At 70.3% G+C, this 25,590-nt stretch carries 20 protein-coding genes; 12 read left to right on the forward strand and 8 right to left on the reverse strand.

Going from position 1 to position 25,590, the window contains the following annotated elements; genetic code table 11:
- Nucleotides 1-3 precede the first annotated feature (3 nt).
- Entirely contained in the window at nucleotides 4-1,593 is a 1,590-nt protein-coding gene (locus INT49_RS10725; RefSeq protein ID WP_193117725.1) for an HNH endonuclease signature motif containing protein, read from the forward strand.
- Nucleotides 1,594-1,614: 21 nt separating this feature from the next.
- On the opposite strand, the gene fdhA is transcribed toward INT49_RS10725, so the two are convergent.
- From fdhA to INT49_RS10750, 5 genes are all read right to left on the reverse strand, one after another.
- The gene (gene fdhA, locus INT49_RS10730) at nucleotides 1,615-2,841 is read right to left on the reverse strand and encodes a formaldehyde dehydrogenase, glutathione-independent (RefSeq protein ID WP_193117726.1); all 1,227 of its coding nucleotides are present in this window, start codon (nucleotides 2,839-2,841) and stop codon (nucleotides 1,615-1,617) included.
- A 149-nt stretch (nucleotides 2,842-2,990) separates the two neighbouring features.
- Nucleotides 2,991-3,317, reverse strand: coding sequence for a DUF2249 domain-containing protein (locus INT49_RS10735; RefSeq protein WP_193117727.1), 327 nt, complete (start codon nucleotides 3,315-3,317; stop codon nucleotides 2,991-2,993).
- A gap of 150 nt (nucleotides 3,318-3,467) precedes the next feature.
- Nucleotides 3,468-4,529 (reverse strand): Gfo/Idh/MocA family protein, encoded by a 1,062-nt coding sequence (locus INT49_RS10740; protein WP_193117728.1) that lies wholly within the window; start codon nucleotides 4,527-4,529, stop codon nucleotides 3,468-3,470.
- Nucleotides 4,530-4,594: 65 nt separating this feature from the next.
- Nucleotides 4,595-5,494: a sugar phosphate isomerase/epimerase family protein gene (locus INT49_RS10745; RefSeq protein ID WP_193117729.1), complete on the reverse strand. Its 900-nt coding sequence runs from the start codon at nucleotides 5,492-5,494 to the stop codon at nucleotides 4,595-4,597.
- Nucleotides 5,495-5,633: 139 nt separating this feature from the next.
- Entirely contained in the window at nucleotides 5,634-6,875 is a 1,242-nt protein-coding gene (locus INT49_RS10750) for an ROK family transcriptional regulator (RefSeq protein WP_193117730.1), read from the reverse strand.
- Nucleotides 6,876-7,070: 195 nt separating this feature from the next.
- On the opposite strand from INT49_RS10750, the gene INT49_RS10755 reads away from it, so the two are divergent.
- From INT49_RS10755 to INT49_RS10770, 4 genes are all read left to right on the forward strand, one after another.
- Nucleotides 7,071-8,618, forward strand: coding sequence for a protein adenylyltransferase SelO (locus tag INT49_RS10755; protein ID WP_193117731.1), 1,548 nt, complete (start codon nucleotides 7,071-7,073; stop codon nucleotides 8,616-8,618).
- A gap of 346 nt (nucleotides 8,619-8,964) precedes the next feature.
- Nucleotides 8,965-10,410, forward strand: a complete 1,446-nt coding sequence (locus tag INT49_RS10760) for a mechanosensitive ion channel (protein WP_319021577.1) — start codon at nucleotides 8,965-8,967, stop codon at nucleotides 10,408-10,410.
- A gap of 250 nt (nucleotides 10,411-10,660) precedes the next feature.
- Nucleotides 10,661-11,221, forward strand: a complete 561-nt coding sequence (locus INT49_RS10765) for a type 1 glutamine amidotransferase domain-containing protein (protein WP_193117732.1) — start codon at nucleotides 10,661-10,663, stop codon at nucleotides 11,219-11,221.
- 33 nt (nucleotides 11,222-11,254) lie between these two features.
- Nucleotides 11,255-11,650, forward strand: a complete 396-nt coding sequence (locus tag INT49_RS10770) for a hypothetical protein (protein WP_193117733.1) — start codon at nucleotides 11,255-11,257, stop codon at nucleotides 11,648-11,650.
- A 36-nt stretch (nucleotides 11,651-11,686) separates the two neighbouring features.
- Here the strand turns inward: INT49_RS10770 and INT49_RS10775 are convergent, their stop codons facing one another.
- The gene (locus tag INT49_RS10775; RefSeq protein ID WP_319021578.1) at nucleotides 11,687-13,393 is read right to left on the reverse strand and encodes a DUF4091 domain-containing protein; all 1,707 of its coding nucleotides are present in this window, start codon (nucleotides 13,391-13,393) and stop codon (nucleotides 11,687-11,689) included.
- Nucleotides 13,394-13,955: 562 nt separating this feature from the next.
- Here INT49_RS10775 and INT49_RS10780 point away from each other — a divergent pair.
- The 7 genes from INT49_RS10780 to ppsA all read left to right on the forward strand — a co-directional run bounded on the left by INT49_RS10780 (nucleotide 13,956) and on the right by ppsA (nucleotide 24,144).
- Entirely contained in the window at nucleotides 13,956-14,642 is a 687-nt protein-coding gene (locus tag INT49_RS10780; protein WP_193117735.1) for an alpha/beta hydrolase, read from the forward strand.
- 316 nt (nucleotides 14,643-14,958) lie between these two features.
- Entirely contained in the window at nucleotides 14,959-16,968 is a 2,010-nt protein-coding gene (locus INT49_RS10785) for a hypothetical protein (RefSeq protein ID WP_193117736.1), read from the forward strand.
- 449 nt (nucleotides 16,969-17,417) lie between these two features.
- A complete protein-coding gene (locus INT49_RS10790; RefSeq protein WP_193117737.1) occupies nucleotides 17,418-18,911 on the forward strand; it encodes a hemolysin family protein in 1,494 nt (497 codons plus the stop codon).
- On the forward strand, nucleotides 18,908-19,948 hold the full coding sequence (locus INT49_RS10795; protein WP_193117738.1) for a hemolysin family protein: 1,041 nt from the start codon (nucleotides 18,908-18,910) through the stop codon (nucleotides 19,946-19,948). The genes INT49_RS10790 and INT49_RS10795 overlap by 4 nt, the downstream gene beginning before the upstream one ends.
- Nucleotides 19,949-19,982: 34 nt before the next feature.
- Nucleotides 19,983-20,606, forward strand: coding sequence for a class I SAM-dependent methyltransferase (locus INT49_RS10800; protein WP_193117739.1), 624 nt, complete (start codon nucleotides 19,983-19,985; stop codon nucleotides 20,604-20,606).
- 165 nt (nucleotides 20,607-20,771) lie between these two features.
- The gene (locus INT49_RS10805) at nucleotides 20,772-21,722 is read left to right on the forward strand and encodes a pyruvate, water dikinase regulatory protein (protein ID WP_193117740.1); all 951 of its coding nucleotides are present in this window, start codon (nucleotides 20,772-20,774) and stop codon (nucleotides 21,720-21,722) included.
- A 28-nt stretch (nucleotides 21,723-21,750) separates the two neighbouring features.
- On the forward strand, nucleotides 21,751-24,144 hold the full coding sequence (ppsA, locus tag INT49_RS10810; protein WP_193117741.1) for a phosphoenolpyruvate synthase: 2,394 nt from the start codon (nucleotides 21,751-21,753) through the stop codon (nucleotides 24,142-24,144).
- Nucleotides 24,145-24,148: 4 nt separating this feature from the next.
- Here ppsA and INT49_RS10815 read toward each other — a convergent pair whose 3' ends face one another.
- Together INT49_RS10815 and larC2 are read right to left on the reverse strand one after the other, a co-directional pair.
- Nucleotides 24,149-24,535, reverse strand: a complete 387-nt coding sequence (locus INT49_RS10815) for a cupin domain-containing protein (protein WP_193117742.1) — start codon at nucleotides 24,533-24,535, stop codon at nucleotides 24,149-24,151.
- Between the two features lie 42 nt (nucleotides 24,536-24,577).
- Nucleotides 24,578-25,590 (reverse strand): nickel pincer cofactor biosynthesis protein LarC2 (gene larC2 / locus INT49_RS10820; RefSeq protein ID WP_193117743.1); only part of this gene is annotated, 1,013 nt, incomplete at its 5' end.

Consider the following 25,590-nt stretch of genomic DNA (forward strand, 5'->3'; position numbering starts at 1 on the left):
GTCATGGGTGAGGAACTGCAGGGAGACATCCCCACCTGGCCCGTGCGCGCCCGCACCGAGCTCACCGAAGAGCGCATCGTCGAGAACGCCGAGGCGGAGGAGGACGAGGGTCAGGCTGTCTGCGTCCGGGCGATCTTCGGCTCGATGCGTGAGCGCGCGAAGCTCTATGCGGAGCAGATGCTGCTGCTCACGGAGTTCTTCACCCGTGATCCCGATGCGTCGGGTTGCCTGGATGATGCCGACATCTCCGCGATGAAGGTCGCCCTGGGACTCCGCTGCAGCATCCCGCAGGCAGAGGCTCAGATCCGCGATGCCCACCGCAGCGTCGAGCTCATGCCGCTGACCTACGACGTGCTCGCCGCCGGTGATCTGCCCGAGGACTTCCACCACTATCTGCTGCGGCGGATGCGCCGGCTGAGCGACGAGCAGGTCGGGATCGTCGACGCGCACGTGGCGGGTTGGGACCTGCGGTCGATCTCCCGCAGCCAGTTCGAGCGTCATGTGCGTCTGCTCGTCGCCCTGGTGAGCGCCGGGTCGCTCACCATGCCGCAGTCACCGGTGCGGGACGTGCGGCTCGACATGACAGATCCCGAGAGTGGCACCGCGACGCTCCTGGTCAGCGGGCCTATCCCGGAGATCACGGCGCTCGCGCATCGTCTCGACGTCAGCGCGAGGGACGTGCAGAAAGCCCAGCGCCATGCCCTCCAGGACGAACTGGAGGGGCCGCTGCCCTTCGATATCGACGAGAACATTCGGGAGCGGGGACGGCCGCTCTCCCTGGCCACGTTGCGCTATGCAATCCTCACCCACTCGATGCTCGACATCGACCCGGTCCAGGAGACGTCCACGGCGTACAAGATCCTGGTCACCGTGCCGGCGATGACGCTGATGGGGCTTGAGGACGCACCCGCCACGCTGAACGGGATCACGCCGATCCCCGCGGAGCAGGCCCGCGACCTTGCCGCAGGCCACAGCACCTGGCAGCGGATCCTCACCGACCCGATCACCGGCGCATACCTCCCGGTCGTGGCGGAGACCTACCAGCCCACCGCTCAGATGCGCCTCCAGCTGCGCCTGCGGCACCCGGTCTGTGCGGCCCCGGGCTGCGCAAGGCCCACCGTTCTCGCCGCCGAGGACGACCACATCCTCGAATACGACCACGAGCATCCTGACCGGGGCGGGCCCACCAGCATCTGGAATCTCCACCGACTGTGCTGGCTGCACCATCAGCAGAAGACCGCCGGGCGCACCGATCCGGTTCGGGCCCCCGAGGACCCGGAAGATCACGCACGGGACGCCGCCGGTCGCAGACCGATCGGGACCACCTGGAACATCGACCGGGAGATCCGTGCCCGCACCCGCGAGGAACGGGATCTCCTGACCCCGATCCTCGCGACGCTCCTCGCCACCGCCTGGGAGCAGCATCAACGTGCCCATGCCGACGCCGCCCGGCTGCGTGAGGAGCAGGAGCGGACGCCCCCGGCAGAGCGCAGCGCCGAGGAACGTCGCAGCATCAGGAGGCGGGCGGAAGGTTGCCCGCCCACTCCGCCACCGAAGCCCTCGGATGGTTGGGACGACCCGCCGCCCTTCTGACCGTGCCGATGATCGTTCCGGTCAGAGCGCCTCGACCTTCCCGGTGACACCATGGGGATCGATGACGTACTTCTTAGCGATGCCCGCGTCGAACTGGGCGTAGCCCTTCGGGGCGTCGTCCAGGGAGATGGCGGTGGCGTTGACGGCGTCCGCGATCTGCACCTTGTCGTGCAGGATCGCCTCCATGAGTTGACGGTGGTAGCGCATCACGGGGCACTGGCCGGTGGTGAACGACAGCGACTTCGCCCAGCCCAGGCCGAGGCGCAGCGACAGCGATCCCTCCTGGGCAGCCTCGTCGACGCCGCCCGGATCGCCCGTGACGTACAGACCGGGGATACCGAGGGCGCCGCCCGCCCGGGTGACGTCCATCAGCGTGTTCAGCACGGTCGCCGGCGCCTCGCCGGCATCCTTGCCGTGGCCGCGGGCCTCGAAGCCGACGGCGTCCACCCCGGCGTCGACCTCCTCGCGGCCCAGGATCCGGGTGATCCCCTCGCGGGGATCCTCCTGGGAGACATCGATGGTCTCGCAGCCGTGCTTCGCGGCGTTGGCCAGGCGGTCCGCATTCATGTCCGCCACGATCACGACCGAGGCGCCGAGCAGCTGCGCGCCGATCGCGGCGGCAGTGCCGACGGGGCCAGCACCGGCGATGTACACCGAGGAGCCCGGGCCGACCCCGGCGGTGACCGCGCCGTGGAAGCCGGTGGGGAGGATGTCCGAGAGCATCGTCAGGTCGAGGATCTTCTCCATCGCCTGGTCCGCGTCCGGGAACTTCAGCAGGTTCCAGTCCGCGTAGGGCACCAGCACGTACTCGGCCTGTCCGCCCACCCAGCCGCCCATGTCCACGTAGCCGTAGGCACTGCCGGGCCGGTCGGGGTTCACGTTCAAGCAGATCTCGGTGCGGCCCTTCTTGCACAGGGAGCAGCGGCCGCAGGAGATGTTGAAGGGCACCGAGACCAGGTCGCCCTTCTGGATGAATTCGACGCCGGGTCCGGTCTCGATCACCTCGCCGGTGATCTCATGTCCCAGCACCAGACCCTCCGGGGCCGTGGTGCGACCGCGCACCATGTGCTGGTCGGAGCCGCAGATGTTCGTGGTGACGACCTTGAGGATCGCGGCGTGGGGGAGCTTCCGGCCGACGTTGTCCGGATTCACCCCCGGACCGTCCTTCAGCTCATACGTCGGGTAGTCGATGTCGACCACATCGACCTTGCCGGGTCCTTGATAGGCGATGGCGCGATTGCTGGTCATGGGAGGCCTCCTTGCCTGGTGGGCGGCCTGTCCGTGCCCGGTTCCACCGGGGCGCGGCCGCCCCCTCTAGACTCTGTGACCGGCGTCACGATGTCAATATGTCGGCGAGCGATGCGCGCGAACGGACAGGAGCCTCTCGGGGGGGGCGCTCAGCCCTTGCGCGTCAGCCGCAGCACCCATTCGTCGGGCCCGCTGACCAGGTAGTCGATGTCGACACCGGCGTCATAGCGTGCCTGGGCCTGGGCGAGCAGCGGCTTGGGGTCGTGGGGTGCCACGAGATCCATCGAGAAACCCGGCCGGATCGAGTCCAGCGCCCCGAGGACTGCGGCGTGACGGATGGAGTGAGGGATGGCGGCGGCGTCCAGGCGCGGCACCTGCGCGTCGTCGTGGTCATGGCCGGAATGCTCGGCATGGCCGGACGTGCCGTGCGGGGAGGCGGACGAGGACGAGCCGGGGAGCGGGAGATTCTGAGTCATGGACCCATGTAACTCCACATTCCCCGGCTCGTGGGGGCCGTCGTCGGCCGGACCGACTGGGCGACTGGATCGACCGGATCGACCGGATCGACCGGATCGACCGGATCGACCGGATCGACCGGATCGGCCGGATCGGCCGGACCTCGTCTGTCAGACCAGCGAGATCTCCTTGCCGGACTCGGCGGAGGCGTAGATCGCCTCGAGGATGCGCACGATCTCGACGCCGTGCCAGGCCGGGGCGACCGACTCGGCGCGGCCGAGGCTCGCGTCCACGAAGTTCTGGATCTCGTGGGCGAAGCCGACGCCGAACTCGAAGGTGCGCGAGGCGATCTGCGGCTCGATGTTCACCACGGAGTCGTGCATCTCGGTGGCGATGTGCAGGGCAGGCTCGAGCTCCGCGCCGCCCTTCTCGCCGTAGACGGACACGTCGATCGAGTCCTTCGTGGCGTGCAGCGAGTACGAGCAGTCCAGCAGCAGCGAGGCGCCGTTCTCGAAGCGGATCACGGCGTTGGCGAGGTCCTCGACGGTGTTCTTGCTGGGGTCGTAGTCCGCCGCCTTGTAGCGCGGCATCGTGGTGACGTTCCCGCGGCTGCCCAGCTTGTCGTAGGTGTTGCCGCTGACCGAGACCACCTTGGGGGATCCCATGAGGTACCAGCACAGGTCCAGCACGTGGATGCCGATGTCCAGCAGCGGGCCGCCGCCGGAGATCTCCTTGTCCGCGAACCAGCCGCCGGGGTTGCCCACCCGGCGCATGCAGCTGGCCTTGGCGTAGTAGATCTCGCCCAGCTCGTCCGCGTCGATGAAGGACTTCAGCACCTGGCAGTTGGGGGAGTGGCGCCGCACGAAGCCGACCTGCACCACGCGGTCGTGCTTCTCGGCGATCCGCTGGATCTCCTCGGCCTCGGCGACGGTGCGGGCGATCGGCTTCTCCACCAGCACGTGCTTGCCGGCCTCGATCGCGGCGATGGCCCAGCTGGCGTGGGAGTTGTTCCAGGTGCAGATGCTCACGCCGTCGATCTCGTCGTCCGCGAGCAGCTCGTGCGGATCGGCGTAGGCGCGCTTGGCGCCGAACGTGTCCGCCACGGACTGCGCGCGCTCGAGGTTCATGTCGGCCACGGCGATCAGCTCGACGTCGGCGTTCTCGGAGTAGGCGGTGAGGTGGGACTGGGCGATGCTGCCGGCGCCGATGACGCCGACTCGGAACTTCGTCATGATCTGTGAGTCCTTAGGGGTGGAGAAGTGGTGAGCCGGTGCGGTGGTGGGTAGGACGGGACGGGTCAGGCGTTCTCGAGCAGGCGGCGGGCGTTGGCGATGCCGCGCTCGCAGCCCAGCAGGCAGTCCTCCCAGCCCTCGAACTCGATGGAGGCGTAACCGGTGTAGCCGGAGGCCTTGATGGCGCGGGCCACGGCGGGGAGGTCGATGTCGCCGTTGCCGACGACCGCGCCGCGCAGATGCTTGCCGCCGCGGCTGCGGAACCAGCCCTCGCCGGGGGCGGCGTCGGCCGGACGGATGTAGAAGTCCTTGAAATGCACGACCATCGCGTAGGGCAGGTTCTGGGCGACGGACACCTCGGGCGCCTCATCGACGCAGACGAAGTTGCCCACGTCCAGCGTGGTGCGGAAGTTCGGCTCGTCCACGGCGTGGATGATCCGGCGCACGCGATCCGCGGCCTGCACGAAGAAGCCGTGGTTCTCGAGGCTCGTGGTGATGCCCTTGGGGGCGGCGTACTGGGCGATCTCCTTGCTGGCGGCGACGATCGAGGGCAGCGCCTTCTCGAACTGCGGGGTGTCGTCGCCCTCGAGCCCGGGATGGCCCACCACGTCGTGCCGCATCTGGCGGATGCCGAGCGTCTCGGCCAGGTCCACGTACTTCTTCACGCGCGCCACCTGGGAGGCCAGCTCCTCGGGATCGTCGGTGAAGAAGTTCGCGCCGATCGCGAGGGTGGACAGCGGCACGCCGGCCTTCTGCGAGGCGGCGCGGATCTCCTCGACGTACGCGGGATCAGAGGTGATGTTGGGGATCGCGGAGTCCGCGTCGTCGCCGAGGGAGGCGAGCTCGAGGTGCTCGCCCTCGCTCGCGGCCACCCATTCGATCACCTCGGGCAGGGTCATCTCGCCTGTGGAGAGCTTGGAGTGGAAGCTGTAGGAGCTGAAGCCGAGGCTGATGCCGGTGGTCATGGTGTGTTCCTTCGCGGGAGGGTGCCAGGGGTGCGTTCAGAGGTGCCAGGGGTGTTCTCAGGGGTGACGGCGGTGTCGAATCGGTGCCGGGGCGTGCGGGTTGGTCGGGTTGGTCGGGCCGAGGTGGGCGGGAGTGCTCTCAGGAGGAGGTTGCGACGGACTCCTCGCCGGGGGACTCGTTGCTCGGGGACTCGTCGGCGACCGACAGATCGGCGGCTGACGGCGCGGGGCCGGAGAGCTCGACTCCCGGGGACGCCGACGCCGACAGGAAGGCGCTCCACGGGGCGGGCACGCCGGGCACGCCGGCGATGCGCGCCGAGCCGTGCTCGAACGCCCTGCCCAGCGCCCCGGTGAGAGAGCCGTCGGTGGTCAGGCGCGCGGCGACCACCTCGGGCCGCTCGGGTGTCATGAGCAGGCGGTGCAGGCTCCGGCGCAGCGGACCCAGCAGGGTCTCTCCCTCCCGGGACAGTCCACCGCCCACCACGACCAGCTCAGGGTCGATGGTCAGCAGCACGGTCGCGATCCGGGGTGCGATCTCCTCGCAGAAGGCGGCGATCTCCTGCTGCGCCGCGGAATCCCCGGCCGCCGCCCGCTCGAGCAGCGGGCGGGCCGTGTCCCCGGTCGACCAGGTCAGCCGCCCGCGCCGGGACGTGCTCGTCCAGCGCATGCCGCGCTGGCTGCCGAGCTCCCCGGCCAGCCGGTGGCTGCCCTGCAGGATCGTGCCGCCCACGATCAGCGCCACGGAGATGCGATGGCCGATCTGCACATAGGCGATCGACTCCGCGGGAGGGCCCAGATGCCGCTCCGCGAGAGCGGCGAGCTTGATGTCGTTCTCGACCACCACGTCGGCCTCGAGGAGGTTCTCGAGCTCGTGGGTGAGATCCCGGCCGACGAGGCCGGGCAGCGCGAGGCTCTGGGCGACGCGCCCGTCGGCCCCGACGATGCCCGGCACGGCGACCCCGATCGCCGCAGGGGCGGCACCCGTCTCGCGCAGGGCGTGCTCGATCGCCTGGACGGGCTCCCCGCCCTCCATCGGGACCGTGGCACGGGCGAGCTCCGCGCCGGCGGCATCGGTGACCACGCAGGTCACGGAGCGCTCGCCGAGGTCGACCCCGGCGACGGAGCGGGCCGAGGGGTCGAGCGCGAAGCGCCGGGCGGGACGTCCGGGCTGCCCGGCCCGGGCGACGTTGGTGGCGGCGAGAACCGTGGTGCCGCTCGCCGTGAGATCTTGCAGGACGCTGTCGACGGTGGGGCGCGAGAGCGCGGTGCGTGCGGCCAGCTCGGCGACGCTCAAGGGACCTGCGGCGGCGCGGAGGGCGAGCACGCAGTCGCGGGCATTGGCCTGTCGCACGCCCGAGGAGCTTCCTTCGATCGCGCTCATCGAGCTCCCTCGCTCTCGTCGTCCGGCGGGCGGCCCCGTGTCGCGGCGCGTCGTGTCGGCGTGCTCTGTTCGACGTGCGCTGTTTCGCAACCCGGTTTCACATTGTCGGGGACCAGTCTTCGTTCTGAGGCCGCTCGGTGTCAAGAGAGGGCTTTCCTCCGACGGCGGTAGCGTGGTGGGCAGGAGGCGATTGCCATGGACGATCCGGTCCTGTCCCAGACCTATGCCGCCGCCGTGCCGGAGCTCTCGATCCCCTGGCAGGCGGAGGCTCCGCCGCATCCCGAGCTGCTCTGGCTGAACGAGGATCTCGCTCGTGAGCTCGGCTATGACCCGGTGCGACTGCGCAGCGCGGATGGGATCGCCCTGCTGACGGGGCAGGTCGATGCACAGGGGTGCCCGCTGCCTCCGGGCGCCGCCGCCCCGGAGCGCCCTTTCACGACGGCGCAGGTCTATGCCGGCCACCAGTTCGGCAGCCCCAACCCGCAGCTGGGGGACGGCCGCGCCGTGCTCCTCGGGGATCTGCGCGGAGCCACTGGCACGCTCCGTGACCTGCACCTCAAGGGCGCGGGGGCCACGCCCTTCGCCCGCGCGGGCGACGGGAAGGCGCCCCTGGGGCCGATGCTGCGAGAAGCCGTGGTCGGCGAATCCCTCCACGCGCTCGGCGTGCCCACCACCCGCGCCCTCGCCGTGCTCGGCACCGGGGAGCAGATCGCCCCGCGCCAGGGGGTCACCCCGGAGCCGGGCGCGATCCTGGTGCGTGCGGCGGCGAGCCATCTGCGGGTGGGCACCTTCGAATACGCCGCGTGGCATCTCGATCCCGAGGTGCTCCAGCGGCTCGTCGACCACGCGATCGAGCGCCACCACCCGACGGCGGGCGAGGCGGAGAATCCGCCGTTGGCCCTGCTCGAAGGCGTCGTGCAGGCACAGGCCGAGCTGCTCGCGCAGTGGATGCTCGTGGGCTTCGTGCACGGCGTGATGAACACCGACAACATGACGATCTCCGGCGAGGGCATCGACTACGGCCCCTGCGCCTTCCTCGACAGGCATCGCCACGACGCCGTGTTCAGTTCGATCGATCGCGGGGGTCGCTATGCCTACGGCAATCAGCCGGGCATCGCGCTGTGGAACCTGTCCCGGTTCGCCGAGACCCTGGTGCGACTGATCGACGAGGAGCCGAACGCCGCCGTGGAGCAGGCGACCGCGGTGCTCGAGCGCTTCGGGCCGGCATATCTCGACGCGTATGCCCGGGGACTGGCGGCGAAGCTCGGGATCTCGACGACGGGTGAGATCGCAGCTGACCGCGAGGGAGGCGGCGCGCGTGATGAGGGCGTGAGCGACCGCCTCGCGGCCGTGCGCTCGATGGGCGCTGAGGTCCTCGCACTCCTCGAGGAGCATCAGGTCGACCACACGGGCTTCTTCCGCGCCCTGAGCGGCGGGGACCCCGCCGCTCTCTTCGCCGACCAGGCGCCCTTCCGGGCGTGGCACGAGAAGCTGCTCGCGCTGCGGGGCACCGGGCCTGCGGCGGACGTCGCCCAGGCGGCGATGGTCCGGACGAACCCCGTGCACATCCCGCGCAACGTGCACCTGGATGCCGCCCTCCGTGCCGCCCATCTGGGCGATCTCGCCCCGGTGCGCACCCTTCTGGACGCCGTGCGCGAGCCGTTCGATCATCGCGCAGAGCACGCGCACCTCGAGGGCGCCGGGGACGGCGGCGAGGACTTCCTGACCTTCTGCGGGACGTGAGGTCACGTGCCCGGGACCCGAGGAGCGGCGCCGGCGGTGCAGAGAGGCCCGGTCGAGCGAGTCAATGGGTCGGCGGGTCGGCGGGTCGGCGGGTCAGCGGGTCAGTGGATTAGCGGGTCAACGGCCTGCCGGCTGTGAGGGCGAATCCCCAGGTCTCGGGCAAATCCGACATCCAGGCAGGGTTCGATACTCCCATCTCACCTGCACTTCTGGACGTGACGTAGGTCATAGACCATGCTCGTCATGAAGGAATCGTGATGATTCCTTGGCCGATGACCGACCGGTTTTCCTCAGGGCCGTCGGCCGTGATCGGTGACCATCTTCCCCTCGAGCTCCGGAGGATCCCGTGGATTCCCTATCGAACTTCGACTGGGCGGGGTTGGGACTGAAAGTTCTCGCCGCCGTCGTCATCCTCATCATCACCGCGATCTTCGCCATGCTGGTCAAGAAGGGCGTCGCCAGCCTGACGCAGAAGGTCCCGGCTCTCCGGCGGCCCGGCGTGGACGGAGCCGCTCTGGGCAATTCGATCGGCACGATCGCCTCGATGGTCATCTGGCTGCTGGGCCTGATCATCATCCTGGGGATCTTCGAGCTCTCCCAGGTGCTCTCGCCCGTCATCTCGATGCTCGAGCAGGGCCTCGGATTCATCCCGAACATCATCGGTGCCGTCTTCGTCTTCATCATCGGCCTGACGATCGCGAAGATCGTGAAGGCCCTGATCGTGACCGCGCTGAACGCCGTGGACTTCGGGAAGCTGCTGGGCACCGCCCAGTCCGGCTTCGACAAGGCCACCGGCGGCGTGACCTCCGCCGGCCGCCCGGCCGCCGCCCAGGCCCCGCAGGGCGCTCATGCCCAGACCGCACCTCAGGGGCACGCCGGTCAGCCCGGTCAGCCCGGCCAGCAGGCAGGTCAGCCGGGCCAGGCGCAGCAGGGTCGCCCCACCGCTCCGGCGTCGAAGGTTCCTGACATCCTCGGATCCGTCGTCTTCGCGCTAATCATGATCGTGGTGTCCATCGCGGCGCTGCAGATCCTGGGCATCGCGTCGATCTCCGATCCGGCCTCCGCGATGCTCACCTCGGTGTTCACCGCGATCCCGAACATCATCGCCGCCGTGGTCCTGGTGGGCATCGGCGTGCTCATCGGCCGCTTCGTCTCCGGGCTGTTCCGCCCGATCCTCGAGGGCTCCGGCATCGATGCGTGGCTGACCAAGCAGGACATCCTCCCGGAGGGCTCCTCCGCCACCCCGACCGTGCTGCGCGTGGTCGAGATCGCCGTGGTGCTGTTCTTCGCCGTGATGGGCGCCCAGGCCCTGGGCTTCCCGCAGATCACCGCGATCCTCAGCGAGATCCTCGAGCTGGGCGGCAACGTCCTGTTCGGCGGTGCGATCATCGCCGCCGGCTTCTTCATCGCGATGATCGTCGGCAAGGTGCTCCGCGGCACCGCGGGCACCATCGTGAAGTGGGCCGTGATCATCCTGTTCGTGGCCATGGGCCTGAAGGCCATGGGCGTGGCCGACTCGATCATCGAGATGGCCTTCGGCGCTCTCGTGATCGGTGCCGCCGCCGCCGCGATGCTGGCCTTCGGTCTCGGTGGACGTGACGCCGCGGCCCGTCAGCTCGCCAAGCTGGAGAAGGCGCAGGCCCACAAGCCTGCTCCGGCCGCGGCCTCGGGCCCGGCGACCTCCTCCGCCGGTCCGGCGACCACGGCTGGTCCGACGACCGGCTCGGGTCCGGATTCCTCCGGCCCGGCTCCGTCCGGCGGCCCCGCGGTGCCCCCGCGCCCGCAGGACTGACCAGCCCCTCTCGCTGCACGCTTCCCCGCATCGCAGCGGCCTCGAGGCCGTCATGGTTCCGCCATGGCGGCCTCGAGGTATGTGGAGCAGGTCCCGGGTGGGCTCTGGCCAGGTCCGGAGAGCTTCCGGAGCGGGTCCGCAGAGCCTGCGGAGACCGCAGTGCTACGGTCGGGAACACAGGCGGTCCGGAGGTCGACGTCACCGCACGCCGGGTTCCGCCGCCGTCTCTCTCGACGGAAAGGTGAAGCTCATGACCAACGTCCTCGAAGGCCGTGCAGTCCTCGTGCTGACCAGCAACTTCGGCACGGAGACCGACGAGATCCAGCGCCCCCTCGCCACGCTGCGCGAAGCCGGCGCGACAGTCACCGTCGCGGCGACGGAGACCGGAACCGTGCAGACCCTCGTGGTGGACCATGACCTCGGGCCCGAGGTCCCCGTGGACACCACCTACGACTCCGTGCAGGCAGGCGACTTCGACGCCGTCGTGCTGCCCGGCGGCACCCTGAACGCGGATGCCCTGCGCACCGATGAGACCGTCCGATCGCTCGTGAAGGCCTTCGCCGGGAGCGGCAAGCCCGTCGCCGCCATCTGCCACGCACCCTGGGTGCTCATCGAGGCCGGCCTCGCCGACGGCCGTCGGCTGACCTCCGTGGACACCATCCGCACCGACCTCGTCAACGCCGGGGCGCAGTGGAGCGACCAGGAGGTCGTGCTCGACGACTCCACGGGCTTCCGCCTGATCACCTCACGCAACCCCGGGGACCTCGACGCCTTCGGGGCGGCGATCATCGACGCCCTGAGCCAGGCCTGACCAGACTCCACCCCTGACCGCAGGAGGAAAGCCATGACCAAGTCTCTTGATCCCGAGATCCCCGAGATCCCCGAGAACGCTGCCCTGCAGGATGACCCGATGCAGGACTCCGAGGTGGAGCAGCTCGCCGAGACCAGCGAGGACGAGTACGAGCGCCCCGTCGAGGACGGCGCCGACGCAGTCAGCATCGACGACGCGCTGGAGACCGACCGAGTCGCCGCCGAGGGAGCCGAATCCCGCAATGCGGACGGCTACGGCTTCGACGCGGACCGCGAACGCGGAGCCGACGACACGGTGGCTGCGGAGCAGGGCAACCGCGACGAGGACCGCATGGAGAGCGACCTGGAGGACGAGGAGCTCGACCAGATCGCGGGCTCCGACGGGGACGCCGCCGGCACGGACCGGGACCTCGCCGACCCCGAGGTCTGAGCGGACCGAGGTCCGCTCACCCTGCCCGGGGTCACCTCATCCTGCGGCCAGGGCCTCCAGGATCTTCTCGTCGGCCGCGTGGCGGGAGCGCAGGTGGTCGCCCACGTCGTAGGAGAACGACGAATAGGTCAGGGTGCCGCCCTCGTCGATCAGCGCCTTCGCGCTCGGCCGGTCGGTGAGCTCCGCGAGCCAGGTCAGCACCCGATGGTCGGCCATGGCCTGCGCGAACACGCGATGCCGGATCGACAGCCAGGGTGTCCCGTCGGGCCCCGGATAGACGGCGAAGGCGTCGCCGCCGAAGAACGCACCGCCGGCGCAGGTCTCCTGGAACGGGTCGATCGCCTCGAGGGCGAACTGCGACCACCAGAAGTTGTATCCCCAGTGCAGGAAGCCCGGGGCGTCGACAGCGAACAGCTGCCGGCCCAGCACCCGGTTGCGCACCGAGGGCAGGGCGATGAACCGGTTGGCGACCTCGCGGTTCTGGGAGACGCAGTAGTACACCCAGGGTGCCCAGCCGGCCTCGAGGAACGGGCCGACGTGGTCGGTGGCCACGATCGGGGTGGCGACCACGCCCTGCGCGGCGAAGTCGAAGGAGCTCAGCGCGTCGACCACGTGGGCACCCTCGAGCAGGTCGGCGACCTGGCTCTTCGCGGCGCGATACGCCTCGAGGTGGTCCTGGCCCGGCTCGTCGCTGATATGCCAGAGCACCTCGCCGTCCCAGTGGTCCTGGAGGTGCTCACGCAGCGCGGGGACGAGGGCCTCGAGCAGCCGGCGGTAGGCGGGGGCGGTCGCCGGGACGTGCCATCCGAAGCGGTCCTCGAGCCCGTCGACCGTCTCCACCACGATGGCCGGGGTGAAGCGAGCGCCCCACTGGGTGAAGAGATGCGCGACCTCGATGCCGGTGAAGCCCAGGTCGCGGCAGATCCCCAGCCAGCGGTCCACCCGGTGGAAGTCGAAGCTGTAGTGCCCGTCCTGGTCGCGGATGCCCACCAGCTGCACCGTCGGGCGCGTGTGCCCTTCCGCGGTGTCCAGCGGCGGAGTCCACGTCGGGGTGAGCACGGAGTTCACGTCCATCTCGCGCGCCGAGGCGAGGAAGGCCTCGATGAGCTCCCAGTGCCGCTCCGAGAACACCTCGACGTCGTAGTAGGTCGAGAGGCTGTCGGCGTGGAACCAGTGGGTGTTGGTGATCGCGAGAGCGGGCAGGGTCTGCGGATGGATCCTCAGCTGCACGACGTGCTCGGCGAGCACGTTCTCCCCGTCGGCGCTGGTGAGCGTCAGGGTGAGCGCGTGGTCTCCGGCGTCGGCCTCCGAGGCGCCGACCACGTCGATCCACAGGGACTCCCAGGTGCCCGGGGTCAGGCGCACTGACCCGTCGGCCACCGGCTCCAGGAGGTCGGGATACTCGCCCGGCTCGGTGACCAGGTAGTGCTCGTCGGGATCCTGGGGCGCGGGGGAGGAGACCGGGACGCGCCGCACCAGGTGGAGCCGGACGAGCTCGGCGAGATCACCCGTGATCTGCCCCTGCACCACCGCGTTACGGCCATCGAGGGCGCGTGAGGCGTGGGCGAACTGGTCCGGGGAGGAGGTATCGGGGGCCTCGTGCTCGTCGAGCAGCAGCGCGACCTGCACGGACAGCACCTCGCCGAGGAACCCCGACGCATGCGCACCCCCGATCAGCTCGGCGGGGCGCGGGGCGGCATCCCCGAGCACCTTCTCCAGGGAATCGGTCAGGACAGACTGCACGGCAGCACTCCTCGTCAGGGACGACATCGATGTCGGCGACCATCCTGGCATGCCTGACCCGGCGTGTCCCGGTCGGTCCGAGGCCTGTCCGCACGCAGTGTCGACCCCGATCGGGAGCCGGCGGCCCCGGCCGGGAGCCGGTAAGAGTTCGGATCCGAGCGACGTGCCCGACGAGGCCCTGTGCGTGCTCATCGAGTGCGACCTCGGGGCCTGTTCGTGCAGGTGAGGACAGCTCCAAAGTCGCACTGGATTATTCCGTTGCCTGCCCGCGGCTGCCGTCGTACGGTGGTCGGACACAGAAGGGAGGTGATCCGAGAAGTGATTTCTTATCGGACAAGTGAGGTGGCTCGCCGCTGAGGCGACCATCGACCTGACCCGCTATCGGCGGGCCATCAGATCGACGGACCTGCAGCGAAATCCCACCGAGCTGCCGGGACCCGCAGGTGGTCGGACATCGTCCATCCGACCAGCGCAGAGGCGCAACCTGCGGGTCCTTCCCTGCCCGGACCCGATGCGGTCCGCACGCCAGGCCCGGGCCGAGCCCGGCGGCTACCCTCGGAGCATGTCGAATGCACCCCAGTACGCCCCGGTCGAGCTCATCTGCCCGGCGATCGACGAGGACGCCGTGGTGCGGGTGGACCCGCAGGGATCCTCGCCGGAGGGCAAGCCCGTCGTGATCCTGCTCCACGGGCTGGGCAGCCACGAGGAGGACCTCACCGGCCTCGTCTCCTTCCTGCCGGCTGACTTCACCTACGCCTCCCTGCGGGGGATCTACCGCTATGTGCAGGGCTACGCCTGGTTCGAGATGCCCGTGGACCCGGCCGGCCCCGAGGCGATCCAGACCTCTGCCGCCGCCGTCGAGGCCTGGATCGCCGGCCAGGCGTCCCAGGGGATCCGCGTGGCCGGCGCTATCGGCTTCTCCCAGGGCGGCGCTCTGGCGCTGCAGCTGCTGCGACGCGACCCTCATGCCCTGGAGTGGATCGTGCAGCTCTCCGGGTTCCCGTTCCCCGCGCCGATGCCGGGCGATGCGGCCCTGGCCGAGGTCGCCCCGCCTGCGCTGTGGGGGCACGGCGGCATGGACCCGCACTTCGACCCCGAGCGGGAGGAGGCGGTGCGCGCCTTCATGCGTGAGCACACGCGGACGGAGGAGGAGAGCAGACCGCATCTCGGGCACGCGGTGGACGAGGTCGAGCTGCGCGCCATCGCCGCCTTCCTGCAGCGCCGGGCGGCGGACTCCCCAGGCTGCTGAGTCGTTGAGTCGCTGATTCGCCTTGTCGCTGTCTCACCGGGTCGCTGAGCCGATGGCGCTCGGGGCAGCCCCGGGTCAAGGGGGCAGGGGTCCGGGGAGCTTGCCGCGGGAGCGGAGGCATCGAGCGGCGTGCAGGTCGCCGCCATATGACGCTGCCTTCGCGCCATCCGCCAGCGGCTGCGCCGAGGCGGGCGAGACCACGTGGATACCCATCAATCGTGGACAATCGTCACGAAAGTGTGTTCGCTACTCTAGGCTTGACGGCGACCGATCTCGCTCGGCGGGGCCAGCCCTTCCGTCGTCCCCAGAGGATGCCATGCACATCACCACCAGCCCGTCCTCCTCTCTTGCAGAACGCGGTCTCTCCCGCTCGAGGCTCCTCCTGCTGCTCTTCGCCGGGATCGCCGCGGTGTTCCTGCTGGCCGCCTGCGGAGAGGTCGACGACAGCACCGAGATCGAAGCCGACGGATCCGGCGTCCAGACCCTCGCGGTCGTGATCGGTGAGACCGATATGGAGGATGTCGAGGGTGGTGCGGCGACCATCGAGTCCGTCATCGAGGCGAACAACCCGGGCCTCGAGTACCAGGGCATGACGAAGAACGGCACCGACACCGTCTTCACCCTCACGCTCTCGTTCAAGGACGCGAAGGACTACGCGGCGAAGGCCCAGCCGGTCCTGGCCGCCGGGGAGCTCACGAAGACCGCCGAGGTCACCTTCACGCCGCCGAGCCCCCCGTTCAACTCCGGGTACACCCTCACTCGGAACTTCACCGCCAACGACCTCACGCGCTGGGCGGTGAAGGCGCTCGTCGACGACGGCAAGGTCGCCAACGCGACCGACAGCGACATCGACAGCGCCCTCGAGCAGGGCGACGTCACGGTCTCGGTCGACGGATCCGAGCTCGAGCGGGACTCGTATGCGGGCGACGGCTCCGCCACGGTGTGGACCAACGCCGCAGCCGTCGGTTTCGACAGCGTGAAGGTGGTGACCGCGGGGGCCGAGGATCCCGCCGCGGATGCCTACACCCGCACCCTCACCTACGAGCTGACGCGCGCCACGTACCTGGACGCGAAGGATCAGTTCGATGCCTTCTTCGCGGCGGCGACGCCCGAGGGCGGAGAGCTCACGCCGGCCGGTGAGACCGGCACCACCTGGGTGATCGCCTTCCCGCAGGGCACCGCGGAGCAGGTCGGCACCTGGACCGACACCGCTCTCGCCACCACCGGGAGCGTGCTGTCGGTCGAGACCGCGCCCAGCTCCGACGACCCCTTCGCGATCGAGACCCGCGTGGTCGACACCATCGAATGCACCGTGGCCTGCGGGGAGATGGGCACGCTCGAGCAGGCGCTTCTGGTCCCCGCCGGCTTCTCGGGCGGCGACGTGGAGAATCCGGACGCGACCGAGGAGATTCCGCTCGAGGGCGGCACCGAGGCGCAGGTCATCACGAAGAACATCACTTTCAGCAAGGCCGCTTACGACGTCACGATCAATCGTGATGGCGGCGGGACCGTCACCATGGACCTCTCGCTGCCCGCCGCAGACGATGCTGTGGTCACTGAGAAGAACGTGGTCGCCTTCCTGGGGGAGGGCACCGAGCGCTCCGAATCCGAGGGCATCGTCACCTACACCCGGACCGCCGAGGCCGAGACCTCCGCGGAGTTCTCCGGTGCCCTCCAGAAGCTCGGCTTCGACGGGGTGGACGGGGCCCCAGAGGTGTCCGTGGTCGAACGCGATGGCGGGACGTACTCCGTGTCGCTGGCCATGGGCTTGAATGAGAAGCTCTGGGACAAGGCGGGCTCCGAGGCGACCTGGACGATCCGCGGCGATGGGCTCCGCCCCACCTCGCTGACCCAGGACGAACAGGGCACGGCGGTCCTCGGGGAGGAGACCATCACGGTGGAGGATTCGCACGGCGTCATCCTCACTTTCGCGGCAGAGCGCACCGGCCTGGGGATCGGCGCCATCGTCGGCATCCTCGCCGTTCTCGCGGTCCTCGGCCTACTCCTCGCCGCGGGAATCGTGGCCTTCCTGAACCGCGCGAAGCTCAAAGCGCTGTTCGGCGGGTCCACGACCGAGGCAGCCGCAGGGTCCGGCGCTGCGGGACCTGGCGTGCAGGCCGGCTCGGGTGCGCCCCAGCACGGCGGCGTGTCGGATGACGGTGGTGCGGGCTTCGGTGGGGCCACCCCTCAGCAGGGCGATGGGGTTCAGCCGGACGCCGCACCTCAGCCGGGTGGTGGGGTTCAGCCGGGTGGCGCGGCTCCTGAGGTCGGCGGGTCCACGGGCGATGCCGGCACGGGGCCGATGCAGGGACCGCACGGCGGGTGAGAGAAGGCCCGGGTTGACGGAGTCCGTGCCTGCGAGGGCACGTCGCGGCAGCACGCCGCGGGAGCTTGTCGCGGGAGCCTGCCGGGGGAGCGGAGGCATCGAGTGGCGCGTGGTGTGCCGGGAGCGCGTGTATGGCGCTGCCTGCACGCCACCCGCCAGTGGATGCGCTGAGGCCGGGGCAGGCAAGCAGGGTTCAGCTCTGGCTGGCTGACCGCTTGCCCGTCTGCCCGCCTGCCCGTCTGACTGGACGGCTGGTGGTGCGGGAGGTCGCATCCACAACCCCTCCCGCACCCAGGCGCCGGGTTGTAGCATTCCTTCATTCCCCTCCGAACGCCGGGCGGGGACTTTGAGGAGCACCAGGAGATCATGAGCGCCGCCAGCGACGCCCCGAGTGAGAGTCCCAGGCCTTCGGGCCTGACACGACATGCATTCCTCGGGGGGATCCGTCCATGGACCTGATCGGTCCCCTCATATCCCTCGGCGTCGGGCTCCTGCTCGTCGTCGCCTGCGGTGGCTTCGTCGCCGCCGAGTTCTCCCTCATCACCGCCAACCGCAACGACGTCGAGGCCGCCGTCACGAACGGTGACAAACGCGCCCGCGGCGTGCTCGAGGGGATGAAGACCCTCTCCACGCAGCTCTCCGGGGCGCAGCTGGGCATCACCGTCACCAACCTCGGCATCGGCTTCCTCGCCGAGCCCGCGATCGCCGCCCTGATCGGCCCCGCCCTGGTGGATCTGGGCCTGGGAACGGTCGCCGCCCGGTCCGTGTCCGTGACGATCGCCCTCGTGCTCGCCACCGCGATGACCATGATCTTCGGCGAGCTGGTCCCCAAGAACATGGCGATCGCCCAGCCGCTGCGCACCGCGAAGGCGGTCGTCGGCTTCCAGCGCATCTTCACCACGATCTTCGCCCTTCCGATCCGCCTGTTCAACGGCAACGCGAACGCGGTGGTGCGGGCCCTGGGCGTCGAGCCGCAGGAGGAGCTCGGCTCCGCCCGCAGCGCCGAGGAGCTCTCCGCCCTGGTCAAGCGTTCGGCCGACGAAGGCGCCCTCGCGGCGGAGACCGCCTCGCTCGTGCAGCGCACCCTCGCCTTCGGCGACCGCCGGGCCCATGACGCGATGGTGCCGCGCGGCCGCATGGACTCCCTCGATGTGGACGACACCGTCGAGGACCTGCTCGAGCTGGCCCGCACCACCGGCCACTCCCGCTTCCCGGTGCTGACCGACGAGAACGAGATCGCCGGCGTCGCCCACATCCGCCACGGTCTCGCCGTGCCCTTCGAGGCACGGCCCACCACCTTGGTCGATACCGTGATGGGCACCGCCACCTTCGTGCCGGACACCGTCCCGCTGGACGACCTGATGGACACCCTGCGCAGCGGGGGTCTGCAGATGGCTGTGGTGGTCGATGAGTTCGGCGACCACGCCGGCCTGATCACTCTCGAGGACCTCGTCGAGGAGATCGTCGGCGAGGTGCGCGACGAGCACGACGAGGAGACCGACGACACCCCGGAACCCGACGGCTCCTGGGACCTCGACGCCCGGATGCGGCCCGACGAGGCCACCGAGCGCCTCGGGGTGACCGTGCCCGAGCACGAGGACTACGACACCCTCGGGGGCCTGGTCACGATGGAGCTGGGCCGGCTCGCGGAGGTCGGGGACGAGATCGTCGTGGCCACGGATCCTGCCCCCGGGGAGGGCCCGGCGCAGCTGCGCATCGAGGTCACCGAGGTCGACGGTCTGCGCATCGAGACCGTCCACGTGAAGGTCGAGCCCCTCGCGGACGAGCACGAGGACGCAGAGGACACGGACGGCCAGGAGGACAGGTCCACCCGCCGCGAGCGGGAGAAGGCCGAGCGGCGCGAACGCTCGGAGCGACGGGACAGCGAGAAGGCCGAGCGGCGCGCCGCGAAGGACCGCGAAGAGAGCGAGGCGGCGCGATGAGCACCACGACGGGCCTCGCCCTCACCCTGATCCTGCTGCTGCTGAACGCTTTCTTCGTGGGCGCGGAGTTCGCGCTGATCTCGGCGCGGCGCTCCGTGATCGAGCCCAAGGCCCTCGAGGGGAAGTGGGCTGCGAAGGTCACGATCAACGCCATGGAGCACGTCTCGCTGATGATGGCGGGCGCGCAGATGGGCATCACCGTGTGCTCGCTCGCGCTCGGCGCGATCAGCGAACCAGCCATCGCCCACCTGCTCGAGGTGCCCTTCGACGCCCTCGGCGTGCCGGGCGCCATGGTCCATCCGATCTCCTTCGTGATCGCTCTGTCGCTGGTCACGTACCTCCACGTCGTGTTCGGCGAGATGGTGCCCAAGAACATCGCCCTGGCCGGACCGGAGCGGATGGCGCTGATCCTCGCGCCGATCCTCATGGGCATCGTGACCGTGCTGCGGCCCGTGCTGTGGCTGCTCAACGGCATCGGCAACCTCGTGCTGCGGATGCTCGGCGTCACCCCCAAGAGCGAGGTGACCAGCGTGTTCAACCGCAACGAGGTGGCCGCCATGGTCAGCGAGTCCCGCGAGGGCGGCCTGCTCGAGGACAACGACGAGGCCCTGCTGCTCGGGGCGCTGCGCTTCGAGGCCCGCAGCGTCGCGAACCTCGTGATCCCGCTGGAGAAGATCGCGAGCCTGCCCGAGGGCGTCACCGCCGCCCAGGCGGAGACCGCGGCCGTCGAGGGCTTCTCCCGATTCCCGGTGAAGGCGGCCGACGGGCGCCTGACCGGCTACGTCCACATCAAGGACCTGCTGGACTCGGTGCAGGCCCACCGCCACGACCCGATCCCCGGGGAGCGCATCCGTGCCCTGCCGGAGATCGGCGCCGACGAACCGCTGCGGCAGGCGCTCACCTCGATGCAGGCCTCCGGGGCGCATCTGGGCGCCGCGACCGACGAGAACGGCGTCGTGGTCGGCATCGTCACCCTGGAGGACATGCTCGAGGAGCTCGTGGGTCAGATCCGCGACGACTCCCGCATCGCCGCCTGAGCCGTGTGAACCGCCGGCAGTGCACCATGGGGGGATGACGCAGAATTCTTCCCCCGGCCCCGTGACGAACCTGTGGACCGAGGCGGTGCGGCGCAATCCCGAGCACGCGCGCGGCTACGCCGAGCGATGGCGACGGATCGAGGCGTCCGGGAAGGACATCTACGGCGAGGCCCGGTTGATCGACGCCATGGCCCCGCGAGCGGCCCGGATCCTCGACGCCGGCTGCGGCACAGGACGACTGGGCGGACATCTCTCCCGCGCAGGCCACCAGGTCGTCGGCGTGGACCTCGACCCGCACCTGATCGACGTGGCCCGCGAGAATCACCCCGACGCCCGTTGGGAGGTCGGGAACCTCGCTGAGCTCGACCTCCGCGACGCCGACGGCCGGCCGGAGCAGTTCGACCTCCAGCTGTGCGCCGGCAACGTGCTCACCTTCCTCGCCGGCGGCGAGCGTCGGCCGGCCCTGGCCAGCCTCGCCGCGCACCTCGCTCCCGAGGGGCGTCTCGTGGTCGGATTCGGGCTGGACCGGGGCTATGACGTCGACGACTTCGAGGCCGACGCCGCCGCGGGCGGACTGCGTCTGGAGCAGAGGTTCGCCACCTGGGATCTGCGCCCTGCGGCCGACGACTTCCTGGTGGGCATCCTGGCCCGCGCCTGACCGCGATCGGCGGCGCCCGACCCGACCCGGACCGGGCCCTGCGCCCGGATGAGACTGCGATCACGACCCAAATACTGCCGTCGCACCCTCGGGCCGCGTTACGTTGGCCGCGAGCACGACGTCGTGTCCCCGGTGTGCGCGCCGGGCCCAGTGGAAGGGGCACCCTTGGGTTCTTCACTGCCGATCCCGCCGCCATTGCCGCCTGCCACGGAACCGTCAGCCACAAAGCCTCCAGTCGCAGAGCCGGGGAGCTCGGAGGCGCTCAGCCCGGCGGCCCTCGCCCCGGGAGCGGCCGCCACCGCCGTCCCGGTCTTCTTCATCTCCGACTCCACCGGCATCAGCGTGGAGACGATGGGCAACGCCCTCCTGATCCAGTTCCCCGGTGCGCCCTTCGAGCGCACGCTGATCCCCTTCGTGCGCAGCGTCGAGGAGGCCCGCCAGGTGCGCGAGCGGCTGGACGCCGCGATGGACGGGACGGTCGCGCCGATCGTGTTCCTCACCGTCGTCGACGAGGCGGTGCGCGAGGAGCTGCTGAGCACGCGTGCCCCCGTCGTCGACTTCGTGAGCGGGCACCTCGCGCAGCTCGAGTCCCAGCTCGGCATGAGCGGCGATCACGCGCCGGCCCGCCTGCACGGGGTGGGCGACTCCCACCGCTACAACCGGCGCATGCAGGCCGTCGAGTTCGCGATCGAGCACGACGACGGCCAGTCCGTGCGGGCGCTCGAGAAGGCCGACGTGGTGCTCATCGCCCCCTCTCGCTGCGGCAAGACCCCCACCAGCATGTATCTCGCGCTCATGCACGGGATCTTCGTGGCGAACTATCCGCTGGTGGACGAGGACCTCGCCGCCGGAGTGCTGCCCGAGTCCATCGCCACGCTCTCAGATCGCTGCTTCGGCCTGCTGATCTCCCCGCAGCGGCTGGCCGCGGTACGCACCGAGCGCATGCCGGACTCGCGGTACTCGTCCCTCGAGCAGGCCCGCTGGGAGCTGTCCCGGGCCCGACGCGTCTATGACGCGTACGGGATCCCCTTCGTCGACTCCTCGACCAGATCGGTCGAGGAGATGTCCACCCTGATCCTCCAATCGCTCGATCGCCGTGGGACGTCGTCCCGTTGAGCAGCACACCCCCAAGAAGGAGCCCGCAATGACGCAGAGCATCCAGTGGTTCTCCGAGCTCGGCATGGCCGACCTCGACCAGGTCGGCGGCAAGAACGCCTCGCTCGGAGAGATGGTCTCGAACCTCAGCGCCCTGGGCGTGCAGGTCCCGGACGGTTTCGCGACCTCGGCGGACGCCTATCGCGAGTTCCTCGGCGCGACCGGTCTCGCCGAGCGCATCGATGCCCAGCTCCAGCGGCTAGACACCGAGGACACCCGGGCGCTCGCCGAGGCGGGCCGCACCATCCGGCAGATGGTGATCGAGCAGCCGTTCCCCGCGCAGCTCGAGGCGGACATCCGCTCCGCCTACGAGCAGCTCGCCGCGGGCAGCGGTGAGGAGGCCTCCTTCGCGGTGCGCTCCTCGGCCACCGCGGAGGACCTCCCCGATGCGTCCTTCGCCGGGCAGCAGGAGACCTTCCTCAACGTGCGCGGCGTCGAGGCGGTGCTCACCGCGATCCGCGAGGTGTTCGCCTCGCTGTACAACGACCGGGCGATCGCCTACCGCGTCCACCATTCCTTCGAGCATGCCTCGGTGGCGCTCAGCGCCGGCGTGCAGAAGATGGCGCGCTCCGACCTCGGGGCCAGCGGGGTGCTGTTCACCGTCGACACCGAATCGGGCTTCGACCAGGCCGTGTTCATCACGTCGGCCTACGGGCTGGGGGAGGGAGTGGTGCAGGGAGCGGTGAACCCCGACGAGTTCTACGTGTACAAGCCGGGCCTGCGTGAGGGCCGGCCCGCGATCCTCAAGCGCACCGTCGGCGAGAAGGCCACCAAGATGGTCTACACCGAGGATGCCGCCGTGGGCCGCACCACCGAGTTCATCCCCGTGGATGCCGCCGAGCAGGGCCGGCTCTCGCTGACCGACGCGCAGGTCACCGAGCTCGCCCGCCAGGCGCTCGTCATCGAGGAGCACTACGGCCGCCCGATGGACGTCGAGTGGGGCCTGGATGGGGCCGACGGGGGCCTGTACATCCTCCAGGCCCGTCCGGAGACGGTGCAGTCCCGCGCCGGCAGCACCGTGGAGAAGTACCACCTGGCCTCCCGCGGGACGGTGCGGGTGGAGGGTCGCGCGATCGGGGCGAAGATCGGCGCGGGCCGGGTGCGGGTGCTCGAGGACATCGACCGCATGCACGACTTCCAGGCCGGCGAGGTGCTGGTGGCGGACATGACCGACCCCGACTGGGAGCCGATCATGAAGCGGGCGAGCGCGATCGTCACCAACCGCGGCGGCCGCACCTGCCACGCCGCGATCATCGCCCGCGAGCTGGGCATCCCTGCCGTGGTCGGCACCGGCACCGCCACCCGCGAGCTGGCCGACGGCGACGAGGTCACCGTCTCCGCCGCCGAGGGCGACACCGGCTTCGTCTACGAGGGCGAGCTCGAGTTCACCGTCGCGACCAGCGAGGTGGACTCCATGCCCGAGCTGCCGGTGAAGATCATGATGAACGTGGGCACCCCGGCGCAGGCCTTCGCCTTCTCCCGGCTGCCGAACGCCGGGGTGGGCCTCGCGCGACTCGAGTTCATCGTGAACCGGCAGATCGGCATCCACCCCCGTGCCCTGCTCGAGCTGGACCGCCTGGACACCGACGAGCCCGAGGTGGCTGCGCAGGTCAGGGCCCAGGTCGCCGCTTACGCCTCACCCCGGGACTACTTCGTCCAGCGGGTCGCGGAGGGCGTCGCGACGATCGCCGCGGCGTTCGCGCCGGAGCCGGTGATCGTGCGGATGAGCGACTTCAAGTCCAACGAGTACGCGAACCTGCTGGGCGGCACCCTCTTCGAGCCGCACGAGGAGAACCCGATGATCGGCTACCGCGGCGCGAGCCGGTACCTCTCGGAGGACTTCGCGGAGTGCTTCGCGATGGAGTGCGAGGCCCTGCGGTATGTGCGCGAGGACATGGGACTCACGAACGTGAAGCTGATGATCCCCTTCGTGCGCACCCCCGCCGAGGGCAAGGGCGTCATCGACCTGCTCGCCACCCACGGCCTGGTGCGCGGGGAGAACGACCTGCAGGTCATCATGATGTGCGAGATCCCGTCGAACGCCGCCACCCCGGAGCTGTTCCTCGAGCACTTCGACGGCTTCTCCATCGGCTCGAACGACATGACCCAGCTGACGCTGGGCCTGGATCGCGACTCCGGCCTGGTCGCCGATGCCTTCGACGAGCGTGACCCGGCCGTGAAGTTCATGCTCTCCCGGGCCATCGAGGCCTGCCGGGAGGCCGGGAAGTACGTGGGGATCTGCGGGCAGGGCCCGTCGGACCACCCCGATTTCGCGCAGTGGCTGATGGATCAGGGCATCGCCTCGATGTCCCTGAACCCGGACACGGTGGTCGACACGTGGCTGCAGCTCGCACAGCACGGCGGCGGCGAGGTGGGCTGCTGAGGACTCAGTCGTCCTCGCGCACCCGCAGCAGCTCGCTGGTGTGGGTGCCGGGGGTGCTGTGGCTCTCGGCGCCGGGCACGCTGGTCACGGTGGTCAGGAGGAACACGGTGTCATCGAGCGCCTCGACCGAGTGGCGGTGATGGGTGAGCGCCTCGACGTGGCCGGTCTCCAGCACCACGGTCTCCTCGCCGGTCACCTTCACGCTGCCGCGGATCACCTGGATCGAAGCGGCGGGCGGGGAGTTGTGCTCGGCCAGGCGCTCCCCCTGCTTGAGAGCGATGACGGTCTGGCGCAGGGGGCCGTCATGGACCAGGAGCTCCGCGTGCCGGCCATTCTCGGCCTTGCGGGCCTGGTCGATGGCCTTGGTGATCGCGTCGGACAGGGCAGCCATGGGAACCTCCAGGTGAGCATCGGTGGTCCCAGCCAGTATCCGTCAGTCGGAGTGTTCCGTCAGGCCGGTTGCGGATTCCTTCGCCAGGTCGAGCATCGCGCGCTCGCTGATCCCGAGCACCCGGGCCGCTGCGGCGACGTCCCGGAACTCCGGTTCGCGGCGCACGACGGCGCCGCGGGCATCGCGGGCGATCTTCACGGCGATCCGCTGGCCCTGCACCTCGACCTCGGTGAACTCTCGGGTGCGGATGGCGCGCTCCACCCGGTGCATCCTCACTCCGAGGGTGCCCGTGCGGTCCATCAGCACCGCCGCGATCTCCTGCACGGACTGCTCCCTGACCAGGGCGTGGATGGTGATCGCGGGGCGGCCGCGCTTCATGGTGATCGGAGTGTGCCAGGCATCGAGGGCACCGAGGTCCAGCAGCTCGTCGATGATCCGCGGCCACAGCCGGGGGTCGAGATCGTCGACGTTCGCCTCGAGCTGGACGGCCGACGTCGGGGTGTCATGCGCGTCCGCGGCGCGAGGGCCGACGCTGTCGCCCCCGGGCCCTGCCGGGAGGGGAAGCTCCGAGGCTGCGAGCGCCGACGGGTCGACGGACGGGGCTGACCCGACGGATCCGGACTGGCTGGCAGAGGCGGACTGGCTGGCGGAATGGGCCGGGTCGGGCGACGCTCCGTATCCCCGCCGACCGACGAGGACCCGCACCACGTTCGGCCGGCCGGGGGTCTCCTTGGTGCCCGCGCCGACGCCGACCGCCTCCGTGAGCAGCATCGGCTGCGGCCCCGAGGTGCCGGCCAGACCCCGCATCAGTGCGACGCCGGTGGGGGTGGCGAGCTCGCCGATCCCGGGCGCGACGCCCGCGGGGACCTTCCGGCCGCCGTGCTCGTGGGGGCCTCCGGCCATGTGCGCGGGGATCGTGTGCGCGGGGACGTCGACGTCCGACGTGGGGACCGGCACCGCCGCGTCGTGGTCCGGGGTGCGGTCCGTGGCGTGAGGATTCTCGTGGTCGTGGTCGTGGTCGTGGTCGTGGTCGTGGTCGTGGTCGTGGTCGTGGT

The organism is Brachybacterium tyrofermentans, assembly GCF_014897585.1.
Lineage (GTDB): Bacteria > Actinomycetota > Actinomycetes > Actinomycetales > Dermabacteraceae > Brachybacterium > Brachybacterium tyrofermentans.